At 71.2% G+C, this 15,048-nt stretch carries 15 protein-coding genes; 3 read left to right on the forward strand and 12 right to left on the reverse strand.

Going from position 1 to position 15,048, the window contains the following annotated elements; all coding sequences use genetic code 11:
- Positions 1 to 279: 279 nt before the first annotated feature.
- Entirely contained in the window at positions 280 to 1,620 is a 1,341-nt protein-coding gene (locus DWB77_RS09795; RefSeq protein ID WP_120720880.1) for a class I SAM-dependent RNA methyltransferase, read from the reverse strand.
- A gap of 115 nt (positions 1,621 to 1,735) precedes the next feature.
- Positions 1,736 to 3,784: an APC family permease gene (locus DWB77_RS09800; RefSeq protein ID WP_120720881.1), complete on the reverse strand. Its 2,049-nt coding sequence runs from the start codon at positions 3,782 to 3,784 to the stop codon at positions 1,736 to 1,738.
- A 227-nt stretch (positions 3,785 to 4,011) separates the two neighbouring features.
- On the opposite strand from DWB77_RS09800, the gene DWB77_RS09805 reads away from it, so the two are divergent.
- Together DWB77_RS09805 and DWB77_RS09810 are read left to right on the forward strand one after the other, a co-directional pair.
- Positions 4,012 to 4,680, forward strand: coding sequence for a potassium channel family protein (locus DWB77_RS09805; protein ID WP_120720882.1), 669 nt, complete (start codon positions 4,012 to 4,014; stop codon positions 4,678 to 4,680).
- The gene (locus DWB77_RS09810; RefSeq protein WP_120720883.1) at positions 4,680 to 5,348 is read left to right on the forward strand and encodes a potassium channel family protein; all 669 of its coding nucleotides are present in this window, start codon (positions 4,680 to 4,682) and stop codon (positions 5,346 to 5,348) included. The genes DWB77_RS09805 and DWB77_RS09810 overlap by 1 nt, the downstream gene beginning before the upstream one ends.
- Before the next feature lie 77 nt (positions 5,349 to 5,425).
- Here DWB77_RS09810 and DWB77_RS09815 read toward each other — a convergent pair whose 3' ends face one another.
- The 8 genes from DWB77_RS09815 to DWB77_RS09850 all read right to left on the reverse strand — a co-directional run bounded on the left by DWB77_RS09815 (position 5,426) and on the right by DWB77_RS09850 (position 13,036).
- Positions 5,426 to 6,157 (reverse strand): DUF3159 domain-containing protein, encoded by a 732-nt coding sequence (locus tag DWB77_RS09815; RefSeq protein WP_120720884.1) that lies wholly within the window; start codon positions 6,155 to 6,157, stop codon positions 5,426 to 5,428.
- Positions 6,158 to 6,160: 3 nt separating this feature from the next.
- Entirely contained in the window at positions 6,161 to 6,559 is a 399-nt protein-coding gene (locus tag DWB77_RS09820) for an OB-fold nucleic acid binding domain-containing protein (RefSeq protein ID WP_100575930.1), read from the reverse strand.
- 147 nt (positions 6,560 to 6,706) lie between these two features.
- The gene (locus tag DWB77_RS09825; RefSeq protein WP_120720885.1) at positions 6,707 to 7,399 is read right to left on the reverse strand and encodes a response regulator; all 693 of its coding nucleotides are present in this window, start codon (positions 7,397 to 7,399) and stop codon (positions 6,707 to 6,709) included.
- Positions 7,396 to 9,978 (reverse strand): sensor histidine kinase, encoded by a 2,583-nt coding sequence (locus tag DWB77_RS09830; protein ID WP_120720886.1) that lies wholly within the window; start codon positions 9,976 to 9,978, stop codon positions 7,396 to 7,398. Before DWB77_RS09830 ends, DWB77_RS09825 begins: the two co-directional genes overlap by 4 nt.
- A 138-nt stretch (positions 9,979 to 10,116) precedes the next feature.
- On the reverse strand, positions 10,117 to 10,851 hold the full coding sequence (locus tag DWB77_RS09835; RefSeq protein WP_120720887.1) for an ABC transporter ATP-binding protein: 735 nt from the start codon (positions 10,849 to 10,851) through the stop codon (positions 10,117 to 10,119).
- A gap of 286 nt (positions 10,852 to 11,137) precedes the next feature.
- Complete coding sequence (locus DWB77_RS09840; RefSeq protein WP_120720888.1) at positions 11,138 to 11,920, reverse strand: DUF3710 domain-containing protein; 783 nt, start codon at positions 11,918 to 11,920, stop codon at positions 11,138 to 11,140.
- Between the two features lies 1 nt (position 11,921).
- The gene (dut, locus tag DWB77_RS09845) at positions 11,922 to 12,455 is read right to left on the reverse strand and encodes a dUTP diphosphatase (RefSeq protein ID WP_120720889.1); all 534 of its coding nucleotides are present in this window, start codon (positions 12,453 to 12,455) and stop codon (positions 11,922 to 11,924) included.
- Positions 12,452 to 13,036, reverse strand: coding sequence for a PaaI family thioesterase (locus tag DWB77_RS09850; protein ID WP_120720890.1), 585 nt, complete (start codon positions 13,034 to 13,036; stop codon positions 12,452 to 12,454). Before DWB77_RS09850 ends, dut begins: the two co-directional genes overlap by 4 nt.
- 57 nt (positions 13,037 to 13,093) lie before the next feature.
- Between DWB77_RS09850 and DWB77_RS09855 the strand changes: the two genes are divergently transcribed.
- Positions 13,094 to 13,552, forward strand: a complete 459-nt coding sequence (locus DWB77_RS09855) for a DUF3093 domain-containing protein (RefSeq protein WP_120720891.1) — start codon at positions 13,094 to 13,096, stop codon at positions 13,550 to 13,552.
- Positions 13,553 to 13,568: 16 nt separating this feature from the next.
- On the opposite strand, the gene DWB77_RS09860 is transcribed toward DWB77_RS09855, so the two are convergent.
- A complete protein-coding gene (locus DWB77_RS09860; RefSeq protein WP_428985112.1) occupies positions 13,569 to 14,579 on the reverse strand; it encodes a hypothetical protein in 1,011 nt (336 codons plus the stop codon).
- An 11-nt stretch (positions 14,580 to 14,590) separates the two neighbouring features.
- The gene (locus DWB77_RS09865; RefSeq protein ID WP_053725482.1) at positions 14,591 to 14,887 is read right to left on the reverse strand and encodes a DUF4193 domain-containing protein; all 297 of its coding nucleotides are present in this window, start codon (positions 14,885 to 14,887) and stop codon (positions 14,591 to 14,593) included.
- Positions 14,888 to 15,048: the final 161 nt, after the last annotated feature.

Here is a 15,048-nt window from a genome sequence, read left to right on the forward strand (position 1 = left end):
CCTCCGCAGAAGGTCGGATGTCCCGACGCGATCAGACGACGATGCGGACCAGCGGGCCTTCACCTGACGCTCCGTCGGAACCAGCGTCAAACGAGCGTCAGGACGTTTTCCCATACGCCCCCGCGGGTGGGGACAAACGCGTCCATCATCTCGCGCGAGGCCCAAGAAGCCGCAGGTCAAGCCCACTTTCCGATATTGCGACACGTTCCACGTCGTGCATTCCCGAAATCAGGTCGGTCGGACCGCCCCGAAACCTGAGGAGTAGGGAGAATCAGCAGGTCAAACGCTTTTGGCAACGGGCTCAAGGATCGCCACGCACTCTACGTGCGACGTCATCGGAAACAGGTCGAACGCCCGCAGCGTGCGCGGCTTGTAGCCCGCTTCTGCGAAGTACGCCAGGTCGCGGGCGAGGGCCGCGGGGTCGCAGGCCACGTAGGCGATGCGGCGGGCGCCCAGGGCCGCGAGTTGCTTCACCGTCTGCTTGCCGGCGCCGGCGCGGGGCGGGTCCAGGACGATCAGGTCCGCTTCGGTGATCTTCGTGCGGGGCAGGACCTGCTCGACCTTGCCCTGCTCGATACGGACGCGGGGCAGGTCGGCCAGGTTGTGGCGGGCGTCCTCCACGGCTCGCTTGGAGGTCTCGATGCCCAGGACCGCGCCACTCTCGCCGACCCGCTCCGCGATCGCGCCAGCGAACAGGCCGACGCCGCAGTACAGGTCGAGCGCCATCTCGCCCTTGCGCGGCATCAGGCCCTGCATCACGGCCTTGACCAGGGTGTCCGGTGCCTGCGGATGGACCTGCCAGAAGCCGCCCATGCCCACCCGGTAGGTGCGGCCGTCGGCGCGCTCGCGGACGAAGGCGCGACCGTGGACGCGGTGGACGCCGCCGTCCTTCTCCTCCACGCGCAGCACCGAGACCGGCTTGTCGAGCTCGACCAGCGGCAGCCGGCCGCCCGGGGTGGGGGTCAGGACGACTTGGCGGTCGTGCGAGCCCGAGGCCGCGATCGCCTCGACGGACGCGAGCTGCGGCCACTCGCGCTTCTCGATGCCCAGTTCCGAGACGCCGGGCGCCGCGATCATGCAGTGGTCAATGGGCTCGACCTCGTGCGAGCGGTGCTTGCGCAGGCCCGCGCGGCCCTCGTCGTCGATCGTGTACTGGACGCGGCTGCGCCACGCCGGAACCTGGCCCGCGGGAAGCTTGTCCCCCTCGGCCGGCACCACCGTGCCGTCCCAGCCGGCCTCCTCGGGGGTGAGGCCCGCGAGCCGCTGGAGCTGCTCGGTGATGACCTCGCCCTTGAGGCGGCGCTGGGCGCCCGGCTTGGCGTGCTGCCAGTCGCAGCCGCCGCACTTGCCGGGGCCTGCGAAGGGGCACGGGGCCTCGACGCGGTCCTTGGACGCCTCGACGATCCGTACGGCGTCCGCGCGCAGGAAGCGGGAGTCGGCCTCGCCCTCGGTGACGCGGGCGACGACCTTCTCGCCGGGCAGGGCGTGGCGTACGAACAGGACGCGGCCCTCGGCGGTGCGGGCGATGCAGTGGCCGCCGTGCGCGACGGGGCCGATCTCGACCTCGTACTCCTCCCCGACCAGCGACGCCTGCGAGGGCTCGGATGCGTTCTGCTGCATGGGTGGGTGACTCCAGGGGGGTGAGGGGAGGAAACGGCGGGCGGCCGGGCGATCAGCCCACCAGTCTACGTGGGTGTCGCCCGGCCGCCCGCCACCGTACGGCTCGGCACACGGTTCAGCTCTTGTTGCTGGGCTCCTTGGGCCGGTGGGCCACGGGGCCGCGGCGCACCGAACCCGGAGCGTTCCAGTCCGCCCGCCTGCGGGCCCGCTTCTTGGCGGCCTCGGAGGACTCCAGCTGGTAGGGGACGGAGGTCACCATGACGCCGGGGGTGAACAGGAGCCGGCCCTTGAGGCGCAGCGCGCTCTGGTTGTGCAGCAGGTGCTCGTACCAGTGGCCGACGACGTACTCGGGGATGAACACGCTGATCGCGTCGCGCGGGCTCTCGCGGCGCAGGCCCCGTACGTATTCGATGATCGGCCGGGTGATCTCGCGGTAGGGCGAGTCGAGGATCTTCAGCGGCACGTTGATGCCGCGCCGCTCCCACTCCTCCTTGAGCGCCTTGGTCTCGGCCGGGTCGACCGAGATCGACAGCGCTTCGAGCTGGTCGGAGCGCATCAGCTTGGCGTAGGCCAGGGCGCGCAGGGTGGGGCGGTGGACCTTGGAGACCAGGACGATCGAGTGCACCCGGGAGGGGCGCAGGCTGTCGTCGGAGGGCTCGTCGGGGGCGGCGATCTCGGCGGCGACGCGGTCGTAGTGCTTGCGGATCGCGGTCATCGTTCCGTAGAAGATCACCATGCCGAGCAGCGCGACCCAGGCGCCGTGGGTGAACTTGGTGGCGAGGACGACGACCAGGACCAGGCCGGTGAAGAAGGCGCCGAAGGCGTTGATCGCGCGGGAGCGGACCATGCGGCGGCGCTTGGCCGGGTCGGTCTCGGTGGCCAGGTGGCGGTTCCAGTGGCGGACCATGCCGGTCTGGCTGAGCGTGAACGAGACGAAGACGCCGACGATGTAGAGCTGGATCAGCCGGGTCGAGTCCGCGCCGTAGATCACCACGAGCAGGACGGCGGCGCCGGCCAGCAGCACGATGCCGTTGGAGAACGCGAGGCGGTCGCCGCGGGTGTGGAGCTGGCGAGGCAGGTAGCGGTCCTGGGCGAGGATCGAGCCGAGCAGCGGGAAGCCGTTGTAGGCGGTGTTGGCCGCGAGGAACAGGACCAGTGCGGTGGCCGCGGCGAGCACGACGAACAGGAAGCTGCCGTGGCCGAAGACGGCCTCGGCGACCTGCGAGATCACCGGGTTCTGCACATATCCGGAGCCGAGCGGCGAGCCGTTGTGCAGCAGGTCCTCGCCGGGCTTCTCGGCCATCCGCACATGGGTGCTCATGGCCAGCGCGATGATGCCGCAGAACATGGTGACGGCGAGGCCGCCCATGAGGGCGAGGGTGGTGGCGGCGTTCTTCGACTTCGGCTTGCGGAAGGCGGGGACGCCGTTGCTGATCGCCTCGACACCGGTGAGCGCGGCACAGCCGGAGGAGAAGGCGCGCAGCAGCAGGAAGACCAGCGCGAAGCCGGCCAGACCCTGGTGTTCGGCCTTGATCGTGTAGTCCGCGGTCGGCGCCTTCATGGTCTCGTCGAGGATGAGCCCGCGGAACGCGCCCCAGGCGATCATGAGGAAGACGCCGGCGACGAAGACATAGGTCGGGATGGCGAAGAGCTTGCCCGACTCCTTCATGCCGCGCAGGTTCAGCAGGGTCAGGAGCACGATGACGGCGACCGCGCAGAGCACCTTGTGCTCGACGATGAAGGGGATGGCCGAGCCGAGGTTCTCGATGCCCGAGGCGATGGAGACGGCCACGGTCAGCACGTAGTCGACGAGCAGGGCGCTCGCCACGGTGAGTCCGGCCTTCGGCCCGAGGTTGGTGTTGGCGACCTCGTAGTCGCCGCCGCCGCTCGGGTAGGCGTGCACGTTCTGACGATAGGAGGCGACCACCGTGAACATGAGCACCACGACCGCGACCGCGATCCAGGGGCTGAAGTGGTACGCCGACACACCCGCCACGGACAGCACCAGGAGGACTTCTCCGGGTGCGTACGCAACGGACGAGAGCGGGTCGGAGGCAAAGACGGGAAGTGCGATGCGCTTGGGGAGGAGCGTTTCTCCCAGCTTGTCGCTGCGCAACGCCCGGCCGATCAGGATCCGTTTGGGCACGTCGGTCAGTTTGGACACGCAGAGGATCGTAAGCGCTGTGTCCGGATAAGGCCCACCCGCCTCCCCCTGGCGGCGTGGGCCGGAGGGGCACTGCGTGAGTGCAACCTCGGGCGGGCCGCATAAGCTCATCTCGCGGCAACGTGGATTTCTGTTGCCACGCCGTTGCCCAGCTAGCCGAGAAGGAAGTAGTGAGCAGGGTGTTTGCGCAGGTCATCGGGGCGACCAGGAGTGCGGGGTAAGGGGACGTGCACATCGTCATCATGGGCTGCGGGCGAGTGGGAGCCGCTCTCGCGCAAGCCCTGGAGCAACAGGGGCACACCGTCGCGGTGGTCGACCAGGACCCGACGGCCTTCCGTCGGCTGGGGTCGGGCTTCGGCGGGCGCCGGGTGACCGGCGTCGGCTTCGACCAGGACACCCTGCGCGAAGCGGGCATCGAGGAGGCGGGCGCGTTCGCGGCGGTCTCCAGCGGCGACAACTCCAACATCATCGCGGCCCGGGTGGCGCGCGAGATGTTCGGCATCGAGAACGTGGCGGCGCGGATCTACGACCCGCGCCGCGCCGAGGTCTACCAGCGCCTGGGCATCCCGACGGTCGCCACGGTCAGCTGGACCGCCGACCAGATGCTGCGGCGGCTGCTGCCGTCCGGTTCGGAGCCGCTGTGGCGCGACCCGAGCGGCGGCGTCCAGCTGGCCGAGGTGCACACCTCCACGGCGTGGATCGGTCACAAGGTCAGCACCCTTCAGGAGGAGACCGGCGTACGCGTCGCCTTCCTCACCCGGCTGGGCGAAGCGGTGCTGCCGTCGTCCCAGACGGTGTTGCAGGAGGGCGACCTGGTGCACGTGATGATGCGTACCGATGAGGTCGACAAGGTCGAGGCGGCGTTCGCCCAGGGCCCCGAGGAAGGCGGTCACTGATGCGTGTGGCGATTGCCGGGGCCGGCGCGGTGGGCCGTTCCATCGCGGGCGAGCTCCTGGAGAACGGGCACGAGGTGCTCCTCGTCGACAAGGCGCCCACCGCCATCTCGGTGGAGCGGGTGCCGCTCGCGGAGTGGCTGCTCGCGGACGCCTGCGAGATCACCTCGCTCGACGAGGCGGCGCTCCAGCGCTGCAACGTGGTCATCGCGGCCACCGGCGACGACAAGGTGAACCTGGTCGTCTCGCTGCTCGCCAAGACCGAGTACGGGGTGCCCCGGGTGGTGGCCCGGGTCAACAACCCGAAGAACGAGTGGCTGTTCAACGAGTCGTGGGGCGTGGACGTCGCCGTCTCGACGCCGCGGCTGATGTCGGCCCTGGTCGAGGAGGCGGTGAGCGTCGGTGATCTCGTACGCCTGCTGCGCTTCAGCCATGGCGACGCCAACCTGGTCGAGCTGACGCTGCCGCCGGAGTCGGCGCTGGCCGGCACGCAGGTCGGGGACGTGGCGTGGCCGGAGGACACCTCGCTGGTCACCATCATCCGGGGCACGCGGGTGCTCACGCCGAGCCAGGAGGAGACCCTGGAGGCGGGCGACGAGCTCTTGTTCGTGGCGGCGCAGGCGCGCGAGGAACAGCTGGAGGACCTGCTCTCGGTGCGCCGCGAGAGCTGATTCGACCACGCACGACAGGCCAAGGGCCCGCGACCGTGACGGTCGCGGGCCCTTCGCTGTGTTCCCGGGAGGCGGCGTTACGCCCCGGCTTCCCCGTGGGCGGCGGCCTTGCGGGCCTTCTCGGCCGCTTCCTCCGCCTCCATCTCGGCGAAGACGTCGATCGGCGCCGGCGCCTTGGCGAGGAAGACCCAGGTGAGCCAGACCGCGAGCAGGAACGGCGGGATCTTCAGGGCGATCAGGACCCAGCCGAGCTGGGAGGTGTTGGCCCACCAGTAGAGCGGGAAGAGGATCGCGCACTTGGCGAGCAGGATCAGCCCCCAGGCCCAACTGGCCTTCGCGTACGCCTTCTTGCGGCCCGGGTTGCGGGTGCGCCAGGACAGGTTCTCCTTGAAGACCGGGCCGAGGATCAGCCCCATCAGGGGCACCCCGCACAGGGTGGTGACGATGTACGCCAGCGCGAGGCCCAGGGTGTAGAGCATGCCCGGCAGATAGAAGTCCTTGGCGTTGCCCGTCATCATCGCGAAGACCACACCGAAGGCGACGCCGAAGACGCCGCTGAAGGCGTGCTTCATGGTGTCCTTGCGGACCAGGCGGACCACGACAAGGAGCAGCGACACCGCGAGTGCGGCGATCGCGGAGCTGTGCAGGTCCTTGTTGACCGTGAAGATCGTGACGAAGAGCAGTCCCGGAAGGACCGTCTCCACCATGCCGCGCACCCCACCGAACGCCTCGAAGAGCGCGGCTTCGGTGACGGCCTTCGCGTCGGCGGGCGGGGCGGGGGTGGTGGTCGGCTTGTCGACTGACGTCACCGGCTACTCCTGTCCGAGCGGTCGGAGTTCGTATTTGGGGTTGAACAGGACCCGCCGGCCGTGGCTCAAGGAGATCCGGCCCGAAGCGATGAGCTTGCGGCCCGGCTCGATGCCCACGATCGAGCGCCGTCCCAGCCACACCACGTCCAGGGGCGCGGTGCCGTCGAAGAGCTCGGCCTCCAGCGCCGGCACGCCGGCCCGGGGGCGCAGGGTGACGGTCCGCAAGGTACCAGTCACTTTGACTATCTGGCGGTCGCTGCACTCGGAGATGCGGGTGCACCCCGTGGCCTGCGTGTCCTCTTGCAGCTCCGCGGAGTGCAGGTCCTCCTGCGAGGTGGACAGCCGGTCGAGCATCCGGCGGAAACGCCCCGCGGGCTTCTCGGTACGAAGGTCAGCACTCATACAGAAAGCGTACCGGTGGACACCGCCCCCGGATCAAAGCATGTGGGCAGCACCGATAGGGCGGCCCTACAGCACGGGTGTGAAGCGGGTTCGCCCCCGGTGCGGTGTTGACGCGGGGGTCGGCGGGGGCCGGCCGCGCGGCGGCGGTCAGCGTTCGAAGCGGTAGCCCATGCCCGGCTCGGTGATGAAGTGGCGCGGGTGCGAGGGGTCGAGTTCCAGCTTGCGGCGCAGCTGGGCCATGTAGACCCGCAGATAGTTGGTCTCGGTGCCGTAGGAGGGGCCCCAGACCTCCTGGAGGAGCTGTTTCTGGCTGACCAGGCGGCCGGTGTTGCGGACCAGCACTTCGAGCAGATGCCATTCGGTGGGCGTGAGGCGTACGTCGCGGCCCTCGCGGTTGACCTTCTTGGCGGCCAGGTCGACGGTGAAGCCCTCGGTCTCGACCATCACCACGTCGTCGGCGCCGCCCGCGCCGCCGGCCGGCTCGGCCCTGCGCACCGCGGCGCGCAGGCGGGCGAGCAGTTCGTCCATGCCGAAGGGCTTGGTGACGTAGTCGTCGGCGCCCGCGTCGAGCGCCTCGACCTTCTCGTCGGAGGTGTGGCGGGCGGAGAGCACCAGGATGGGGACCCGGGTCCAGCCACGGAGCCCCCGGATCACCTCGACGCCGTCCATGTCGGGCAGGCCGAGGTCGAGGAGGACCACGTCGGGGTGGCGGGCGGCGGCGAGCTGGAGGGCGCTGGCGCCGTCGGGGGCCGCGTCCACCTCGTACTTCCGTGCCTTGAGGTTGATCACGAGCGCGCGCACGATCTGCGGCTCGTCCTCGACCACGAGCACCCGGGTCATCGGGGATCCCTGCCTTCTGTCGTTGCGGGCTGAGCGGTTCGGTTCATGAGGAGGTCGGGGTCGGGGGGCCGCTGGGCCCGGCCGGGGGCGGCCCGGACCGTGAGGACCATGGTGAGGCCGCCGCCGGGGGTGTCCTCGGCGGCCAGGGTGCCTCCCATGGCCTCGGCGAAGCCGCGGGCGACGGCGAGACCGAGGCCCACTCCGGCGCCGCGCGGGGCGTCCCCGTACCGCTGGAAGGGGGCGAAGATGCGGTCCTTGGCGGCGTCGGGGACGCCCGGGCCGCGGTCGGTGACCCGTATCTCGACGCGGTCGGCGAGGGCGCTGGCGGCGACCGTGACGGCGCGGCCCGGCGGGCTGTACTTGACGGCGTTCTCGACGACGTTGGCCACCGCCCGCTCCAGCAGGCCAGGGTCGACCTCGACCATGGGCAGGGTTTCGGGGATGTCCAGGGCGACGCTGTCCTCGGGGACGCCGCCGAGCGCCACGGGCACGACCTCGTCGAGGTCGATCTCGCGGATCAGCGGGGTCACGGTGCCGGTCTGGAGGCGGGACATGTCGAGGAGGTTGCCGACCAGGTGGTCGAGGCGATCGGCGCCGTCCTCGATGCCTTCGAGGAGTTCGGCGCGGTCCTCGTCGGACCAGGCGACGTCGTCCGAGCGCAGCGAGCTGACCGCGGCCTTGATGGAGGCGAGCGGGGTGCGCAGGTCGTGGCTGACGGCGGCGAGCAGCGCGGTGCGGATGCGGTTGCCCTCGGCGAGCTTGCGGGCCTGATCGGCCTCCCCCACCAGGCGCCTGCGGTCCAGGACGACGGCGGCCTGGGCGGCGAAGGCGCCGAGCACCCTGCGGTCCTCCGCGGGCAGCACCCGTCCGGACAGGGCGAGCGCCATGTGGTCGCCGACCGGCATGTCGACGTCGGCGTCCTCGGGTCGGGCGACCGGGCACGGCCCGACGCTGCCCGCGCACGTCCAGGGCTCCACGTCTCCGGCCCGCTCCAACAGGGCCACCGACTCCATGGCGAAGGTCTCGCGGACCCGCTCCAGGAGGGCGTCCAGGCTGGTCTCGCCGCGCAGGACGCTGCCCGCGAGGAAGGAGAGGATCTCGGACTCCGCGCGCAGCCGGGCGGCCTGGTGGGTGCGGCGGGCCGCGACGTCGACGACGGAGGCGACGGAGAGGGCGACCAGCACGAAGATGACGATGGCGACGATGTTCTTCGGGTCGGCGATCGTGATCCGGTGGACGGGCGGGGTGAAGAAGTAGTTCAGCAGGAACGAGCCGAACGCGGCCGAGGCGAGCGCCGGGATCAGGCCGCCGAGCAGGGCGGCGGCCACGGTCAGCGTCAGGAACAGCAGCATGTCGTTGGCGAGCCCGAGGTCCGCCTCGACGTTGGTCAGCCCCACGGTGAGCAGGGCGGGGCCGATCACGCCGGCCGCCCAGCCCCAGACGATGCGGGCCCGTCCGAGGCGGGCGCCGCGGGCCACGGGAAGGCCGCGGCCCTTGGCGACCTCGTCGTGGGTGACGATGTGGACGTCGAGGTCGGGGCCGCAGTCGCGGGCCACGGTCTGCCCGACGCCGGGGCCCAGGATGTACTGCCAGGCCTTGCGGCGGCTGGAGCCGAGGACGATCTGGGTGGCGTTGACGCCGCGCGCGAAGGCGAGCAGCGAGGCCGGGATGTCGTCGCCTATGACGTGGTGGAAGCTGCCGCCGAGGTCCTCGACGAGGGTGCGCTGGACGGTGAGTTCCTTGGGCGACGCGGAGGTCAGCCCGTCGCTCCTGGCCACGTACACGGCGAGGATCTCGCTGCCGGAGCCCTTGGCGGCCATGCGGGCGGCCCGGCGGATGAGGGTGCGGCCCTCGGGGCCGCCGGTCAGTCCGACGACGATGCGCTCGCGGGCCTGCCAGGTGGACTTGATGTCGTGTTCGCCGCGGTACTGCTGGAGGTATTCGTCGACCCGGTCGGCGACCCAGAGCAGCGCGAGTTCGCGCAGCGCGGTGAGGTTGCCGGGGCGGAAGTAGTTGGACAGGGCCGCGTCGACCTTGTCGGAGGTGTAGATGTTGCCGTGCGCCATGCGCCGGCGCAGCGCCTGGGGCGACATGTCGACGAGCTCGATCTGGTCGGCCCGGCGCACCACTTCGTCGGGCACCGTCTCGCGCTGGCGTACGCCGGTGATCGACTCGACGACGTCGCCGAGGGACTCCAGGTGCTGGATGTTGACCGTGGACACGACGTCGATGCCGGCGGCGAGCAGCTCCTCGACGTCCTGCCAGCGCTTGGTGTTGCGGGCGCCCGGCACATTGGTGTGGGCGAGTTCGTCCACCACGGCGACGGTGGGCCTGCGCTCCAGGACGGCGTCGACGTCCATCTCGGTGAAGAGGCTTCCGCGGTATTCGATCGGGCGCCGCTGGATCTGTTCCAGGCCGTGCAGCATGACCTCGGTGCGCGGCCGGCCGTGGTGCTCGACGAACGCGACGACGCAGTCCGTGCCCCGCTCCACCCGGCGGTGCGCCTCGGAGAGCATGGCGTAGGTCTTGCCGACGCCCGGCGCCGCGCCGAGGTAGATCCGAAGCTTGCCGCGTGCCATGGCCCCATTGTCTTTCAGAATTCAGCTGCGTACGCTGCGTCGACCTTACGGCCAACAATTCCGGCAAACGGGGTGGGGGTGGGGCGGGGGCCGCGTATTGACGCGATTCTGACGCCCCGCCCCAGGGGCGCGCCGTGCTCAGCCGTGGTCGGTGATCTGTCCGTCGTTCAGTTCGAGGACCCGGTCGGCGAAGCCGAGGAGCTGGGTGTCGTGGGTGGCCACCAGGGCGGTGACGCCCTCGCTGCGGACGACGGCGCGCAGCAGCTCCATCACCGCGAGCCCGGTCTCGGCGTCGAGCTGGCCGGTGGGCTCGTCCGCGATGAGCAGGGCGGGCCGGTTGGCGAGCGCGCGGGCGATGGCGACGCGCTGCTGCTGGCCGCCGGAGAGCTCGCCGGGCCGCTGGGCGGCGTGGTCGCCGAGGCCGACCAGGGAGAGCAGCAGCGCGACGCGCTCATCGCGCTCACGCGGGGCGACCTTCTTGAGCCGCATCGGGACGCCCACGTTCTCGGCGGCGCTGAGGATGGGGATGAGGCCGAAGGACTGGAAGATGAAGCCGATCCGGTCCCGGCGCAGCTCCAGGAGCCCCTCCTCCCCCAGACCCACCACCTGGGTGCCGTCGACGGTGACGCTGCCCTCGTCGGGCTGGTCGAGGCCGCCCAGGAGGTTGAGCAGGGTGGTCTTGCCGGAGCCCGAACGCCCCTTGAGGGCGACGAGTTCACCGCGCGGCACCTCGAAGGAGACGCCGCGCAGCGCGTGCACGGCCGCGGCGCCGCTCCCGTAGGAGCGGTGCAGGTTGTCGACCCGGACCATCGGCCCGGCCGGTCCCTCCGCGACGGCGGTCGCGCCGCCCTGCCCGCTGGTGCTCTGCGTCATGTGTGTCTCCCCCGTACGTGACTGTGCGCGGCCGGCGCCAGTATGGGCAGATCCCGCGCGGCCGGGCAATGCGTCGCGGGGGGGATCGGCCCGGCCGGTCCGGGTGAGCGGTGGCCTCCCGGGCAACCGGGGCGGACCGGCCGGACGGACGGGCTTCGGCTGCTTCATCCGCCGTGCGCGCGGCGGCAGTTGGGGCCGGCCGTGGTCGCGGTCCGTCGGCCCCGGACACGCCGATGGGCCGCTCCCCCGGCGCGGGGAAGCGGCCCATCGGGCATCTGACGGGGCGTCAGCGAATCTCGGTGACCTCGGGGCCACGCTGGAGCTGGCCCATGCCGCCGGAGAAGCGCGAGCCCTCCTGGTCCTCCTGCTGGACGCCCTCGGGGACCATCTGCGCGTCGTTGGGGAGCTTCAGGACGATCGGGTCGCGGGGCGCCATCGGGCCCTCGCCGCGCACCACGACGGTGTCCCGGAAGATCGTCTCCAGGAGCCCGGCGGCCTGCGGCTGCACCGCGCCCTGGCCGGAGATGACACCGCGCAGGAACCAGCGCGGGCCGTCCACGCCCACGAAGCGGACCAGCTGGACGCCGTTGGTGCCGTCGGGCAGCTGCACGGGAACCTGCGCGCGCAGCTCCCAGCCCAGCGGGCCCTCGACCTCGTCGATGATGCCGCCCTGCTGGGTGATGCCGGAGGCGATCTCCTCGCGGACCTCGCCCCAGATGCCTTCCTTCTTCGGTGCCGCGAAACCCTGGAGCTGGACCGCGCTGTCGTTCAGGACGACCGTGGCCGCCACGATCGCGTCGCCCGCGACCTCGACCCGCAGCTCCATGCCCTCGACCCCGGGGACGAACAGTCCCCCGAGGTCCACCCGGCCCTCGCCGGGCTCGCCCACCTCGGAAACGTCCCAGGGTCCGTCCGGGCGGGGCGCCGGCGGCAGGTTCACCCTGCGCGCGCGAGCCTCGCCACCGGCTCCGGCCGCGTCGTTCTCAGCGGACGCGGTGCCCTCGACAACCTGCTCGGCCTCGCCCGCCGAGTCCTCGGCGGTACCGCTCTTCTTGCGACGTCCGAACACGTCACTGTCCTTCCCGGTCGGATACGACCGAAGCGTATCGATTCCCACCCGTTGTGCCGCCAGTGGCGGCCGAACCGTCCACGGCGGCATGACCGCCGGTGGACCCGAAGCCCCCCTCGGCCCGCGCCGAGCCGGGAAGTTCCGCCACCTCGTGGAAGCGCACCTTCTCAACCTGCTGGACGACCAGTTGGGCAATGCGGTCGAAGCGCTCGAACCGCACGCTCTCGCGCGGGTCGAGGTTGACCACGATCACCTTGATCTCTCCACGGTACCCGGCATCCACCGTCCCCGGGGCATTCACCAGGGCGACACCGCACCGGGCGGCGAGCCCCGAACGGGGGTGCACGAAGGCCGCGTAGCCGTCGGGCAGCGCGATGGAGACACCGGTCGCCAGGACCGCGCGCTCGCCCGGCGCGAGCTCGGCGGCCTCGGTGGTGACCAGATCCGCTCCGGCGTCGCCCGGGTGCCCGTACGCCGGAATCGGCACCTCCGGGTCGACGCGGCGGATGAGGACATCTACGGGTTCACGGGTCACGGGTTCACCTCGAAGGCGCGGGCGCGCCTGACCTGGTCGGGGTCGGACATGGCGGCCTGGATCTCGGCCGGTCGTCCGTTGTCGATGAAGTGGTCCACCTTCACCTCGATGAAGAGGGCCTGGGCGCGGACCGCCACGGGCCCCTCGGGGCCCCCGATGCGGCCGGTGGCCCGGGAGTAGATCTTGCGGCCGGCCACCGCGGTGACCTCGGCCTCCAGATGCAGCACGGTGCCGACCGGCACCGGCCGGGCGAAGTCCGTCTCCAGGCGGCCGGTCACCGCGATCACCCGCAGCAGCCAGTTCAGCGAGCCGAGCGTCTCGTCGAGCGCGGTGGCCAGCACCCCGCCGTGGGCGAGGCCGGGGGCGCCCTGGTGGGCCTCCCGCACGGTGAACTCGGCGGTGACGGTCACGCCCTGGCCGGCCCGGGCCGCCAGGTGCAGCCCGTGGGGCTGTCCGTCGCCGCAGCCGAAGCAGTGCCCGTAGTGCGCGCCCAGCAGCTCGCCGGGTGCGGGCGCGTCGGGGTGCCGCACCGGCGCCATGGCGTCGGCCGGGGGCGTCAGGGACGCAGATGTAGCAGTCACAGCCGCAGACCTTACCCGCGGTCCAGGCGCAGGTCGCGCCGTGCCAAGCTAGCTTTCATGCAGCCCAACGCCCCGCAGTACGCAGAACGCCTGACCGTGCCCCGCTCGTGGTGGTTCATCTCCGTCCTGGTCGGCGTCGCGTGCGCGCTGATGCTGCTGCCCGTGGGCACGCTCGCGCTGCTCGCCGGCTTCGTGGGCGGCACCGCGGTGTCCTGGGTGGTGGTGAGCTCGTACGGCTCGGTGCGGATCCGGGTGCTCGCGGACACGCTGGTCGCCGGGGAGGCCCGGATCCCGGTGAAGGCGCTCGGCGAGCCCGAGATCCTGGACGCCGAGGAGGCGCGGGCCTGGCGGCTGCACAAGGCCGATCCGCGCGCGTTCATGCTGCTGCGGGCCTACATCCCGACGGCGGTGAAGGTGGAGATCACGGATCCCTCGGACCCGACGCCCTACGCCTACCTGTCGACCCGCGACCCCGAGGCGCTGAAGGCAGCCCTGAACGCGGTCCGCACGGCCTGAGGCCGGGCCCGGCCTCTCAGCGGCCGAGTTCCTTGCGGGTGTGGCCCTGCGGCAGCGGGTCGTCGGGCTGCTCCAGGGCGGGCAGGTCGCTCAGCGCGTCCCAGGGCACCTGGCGTTCGCGCAGGTCCTTCCTGATGTGCCCGGCGAGCTTCTTGGTGTCCCGCCGGTTCAGCACGGCGCCGACGGCCGCGCCGACCATGAACGGTGTCAGGTTCGGCAGATTGCGGACCATGCGCTTCATGATCTGCTGACGCAGTTCGCGCTTCATCTGGCTGCCGAGGGCGAAATTGAGCGACGTCGGCTTGGTGCCGTCGATGCCCCGCTCCTCGGTCCACGAGGTGACATAGGCCAGCGAGCGCTCTTTGAGCGAGCCGGGCGGCCGCATTCCGTAGACCTCGTGCAGCTCGGCGATGAGCTTCAGTTCGATGGCCGCGACCCCGATGATCTCCGCGGCCAGCTCGGCGGGCATCGCCGGCGGAACGGGCAGCATCGCGGCCGCGCCGATCCCCGCGCCGACCGTGGAAGTGCCGTTCGCGGCACCCGCGATCAGCTTGTCGGCGATCTCCTCCGGGCCGAGGCCGGGGAAATGCGTGCGCAACGTCGCCAGGTCCCGCACGGGAACGCGGGGGGCGACGTCGATGATCCGGTCGGCAAGGTGGCCGAGCGAGGCCTTCATGCCCTCGCCGCCCTTGCGTACGCCCTTCTTGAGCACCGGAACGCTCTTCTTCAGGGCGGGAACACCCTTCTCCAGAGCGCCCTTGCGCAGGGCGTTCAGGCGTCGGGCCCCGGCCGCGGGCCCCGCCTCGTCCTCCGTCTCCGGTGCCGTGAGCGCTGCTTCGAGCGAGGCCTGGTGGCCCCGCTCGGCGTCACGTGCACCCTCGACCGCGCGCACCACAGGGAGGCCGTCCGGCTCGGCGGGGGCTTCCACGCCGTCCACCGGGCCTGTGCCGCCCTGGGGTGCCTCGGTGGAACCCGGGGCACCCTTCCTCCGGAACGGTCGCTTCCGGGGCGGTTTCGCGCTTGTCACGGCCGGCCTGCTCAGTCGCAGTCGCGGCAGATCGGCTGGCCGTTCTTCTCCCGGGCCAGCTGGCTGCGGTGGTGCACGAGGAAACAGCTCATGCAGGTGAACTCGTCGGCCTGCTTGGGCAGGACGCGGACGGCGAGCTCTTCGTTGGACAGGTCCGCGCCGGGCAGTTCCATGCCTTCGGCGGCCTCGTACTCGTCGACGTCGACGGTCGAGGTGGACTTGTCGTTGCGCCGGGCCTTCAGCTCTTCAAGGCTGTCGGAATCGACGTCGTCGTCGGTCTTGCGTGGGGTGTCGTAGTCCGTTGCCATGTCGCTCTCCCCCTCTGGGTGGTTGCGGTGTCTCAGCGCACGTAACGCGTGAGAGGCCGGACTTGTGCCCGACCTGAGGCGGAGATTTTGCCTCACATCAAGGTCTGTTACTCAATCGACACCCAACCGCACTCCTCATGAGTGATCGTCTTGGATGGCGA

The organism is Streptomyces hundungensis (genome assembly GCF_003627815.1).
GTDB classification, from domain to species: Bacteria; Actinomycetota; Actinomycetes; order Streptomycetales; family Streptomycetaceae; genus Streptomyces; species Streptomyces hundungensis_A.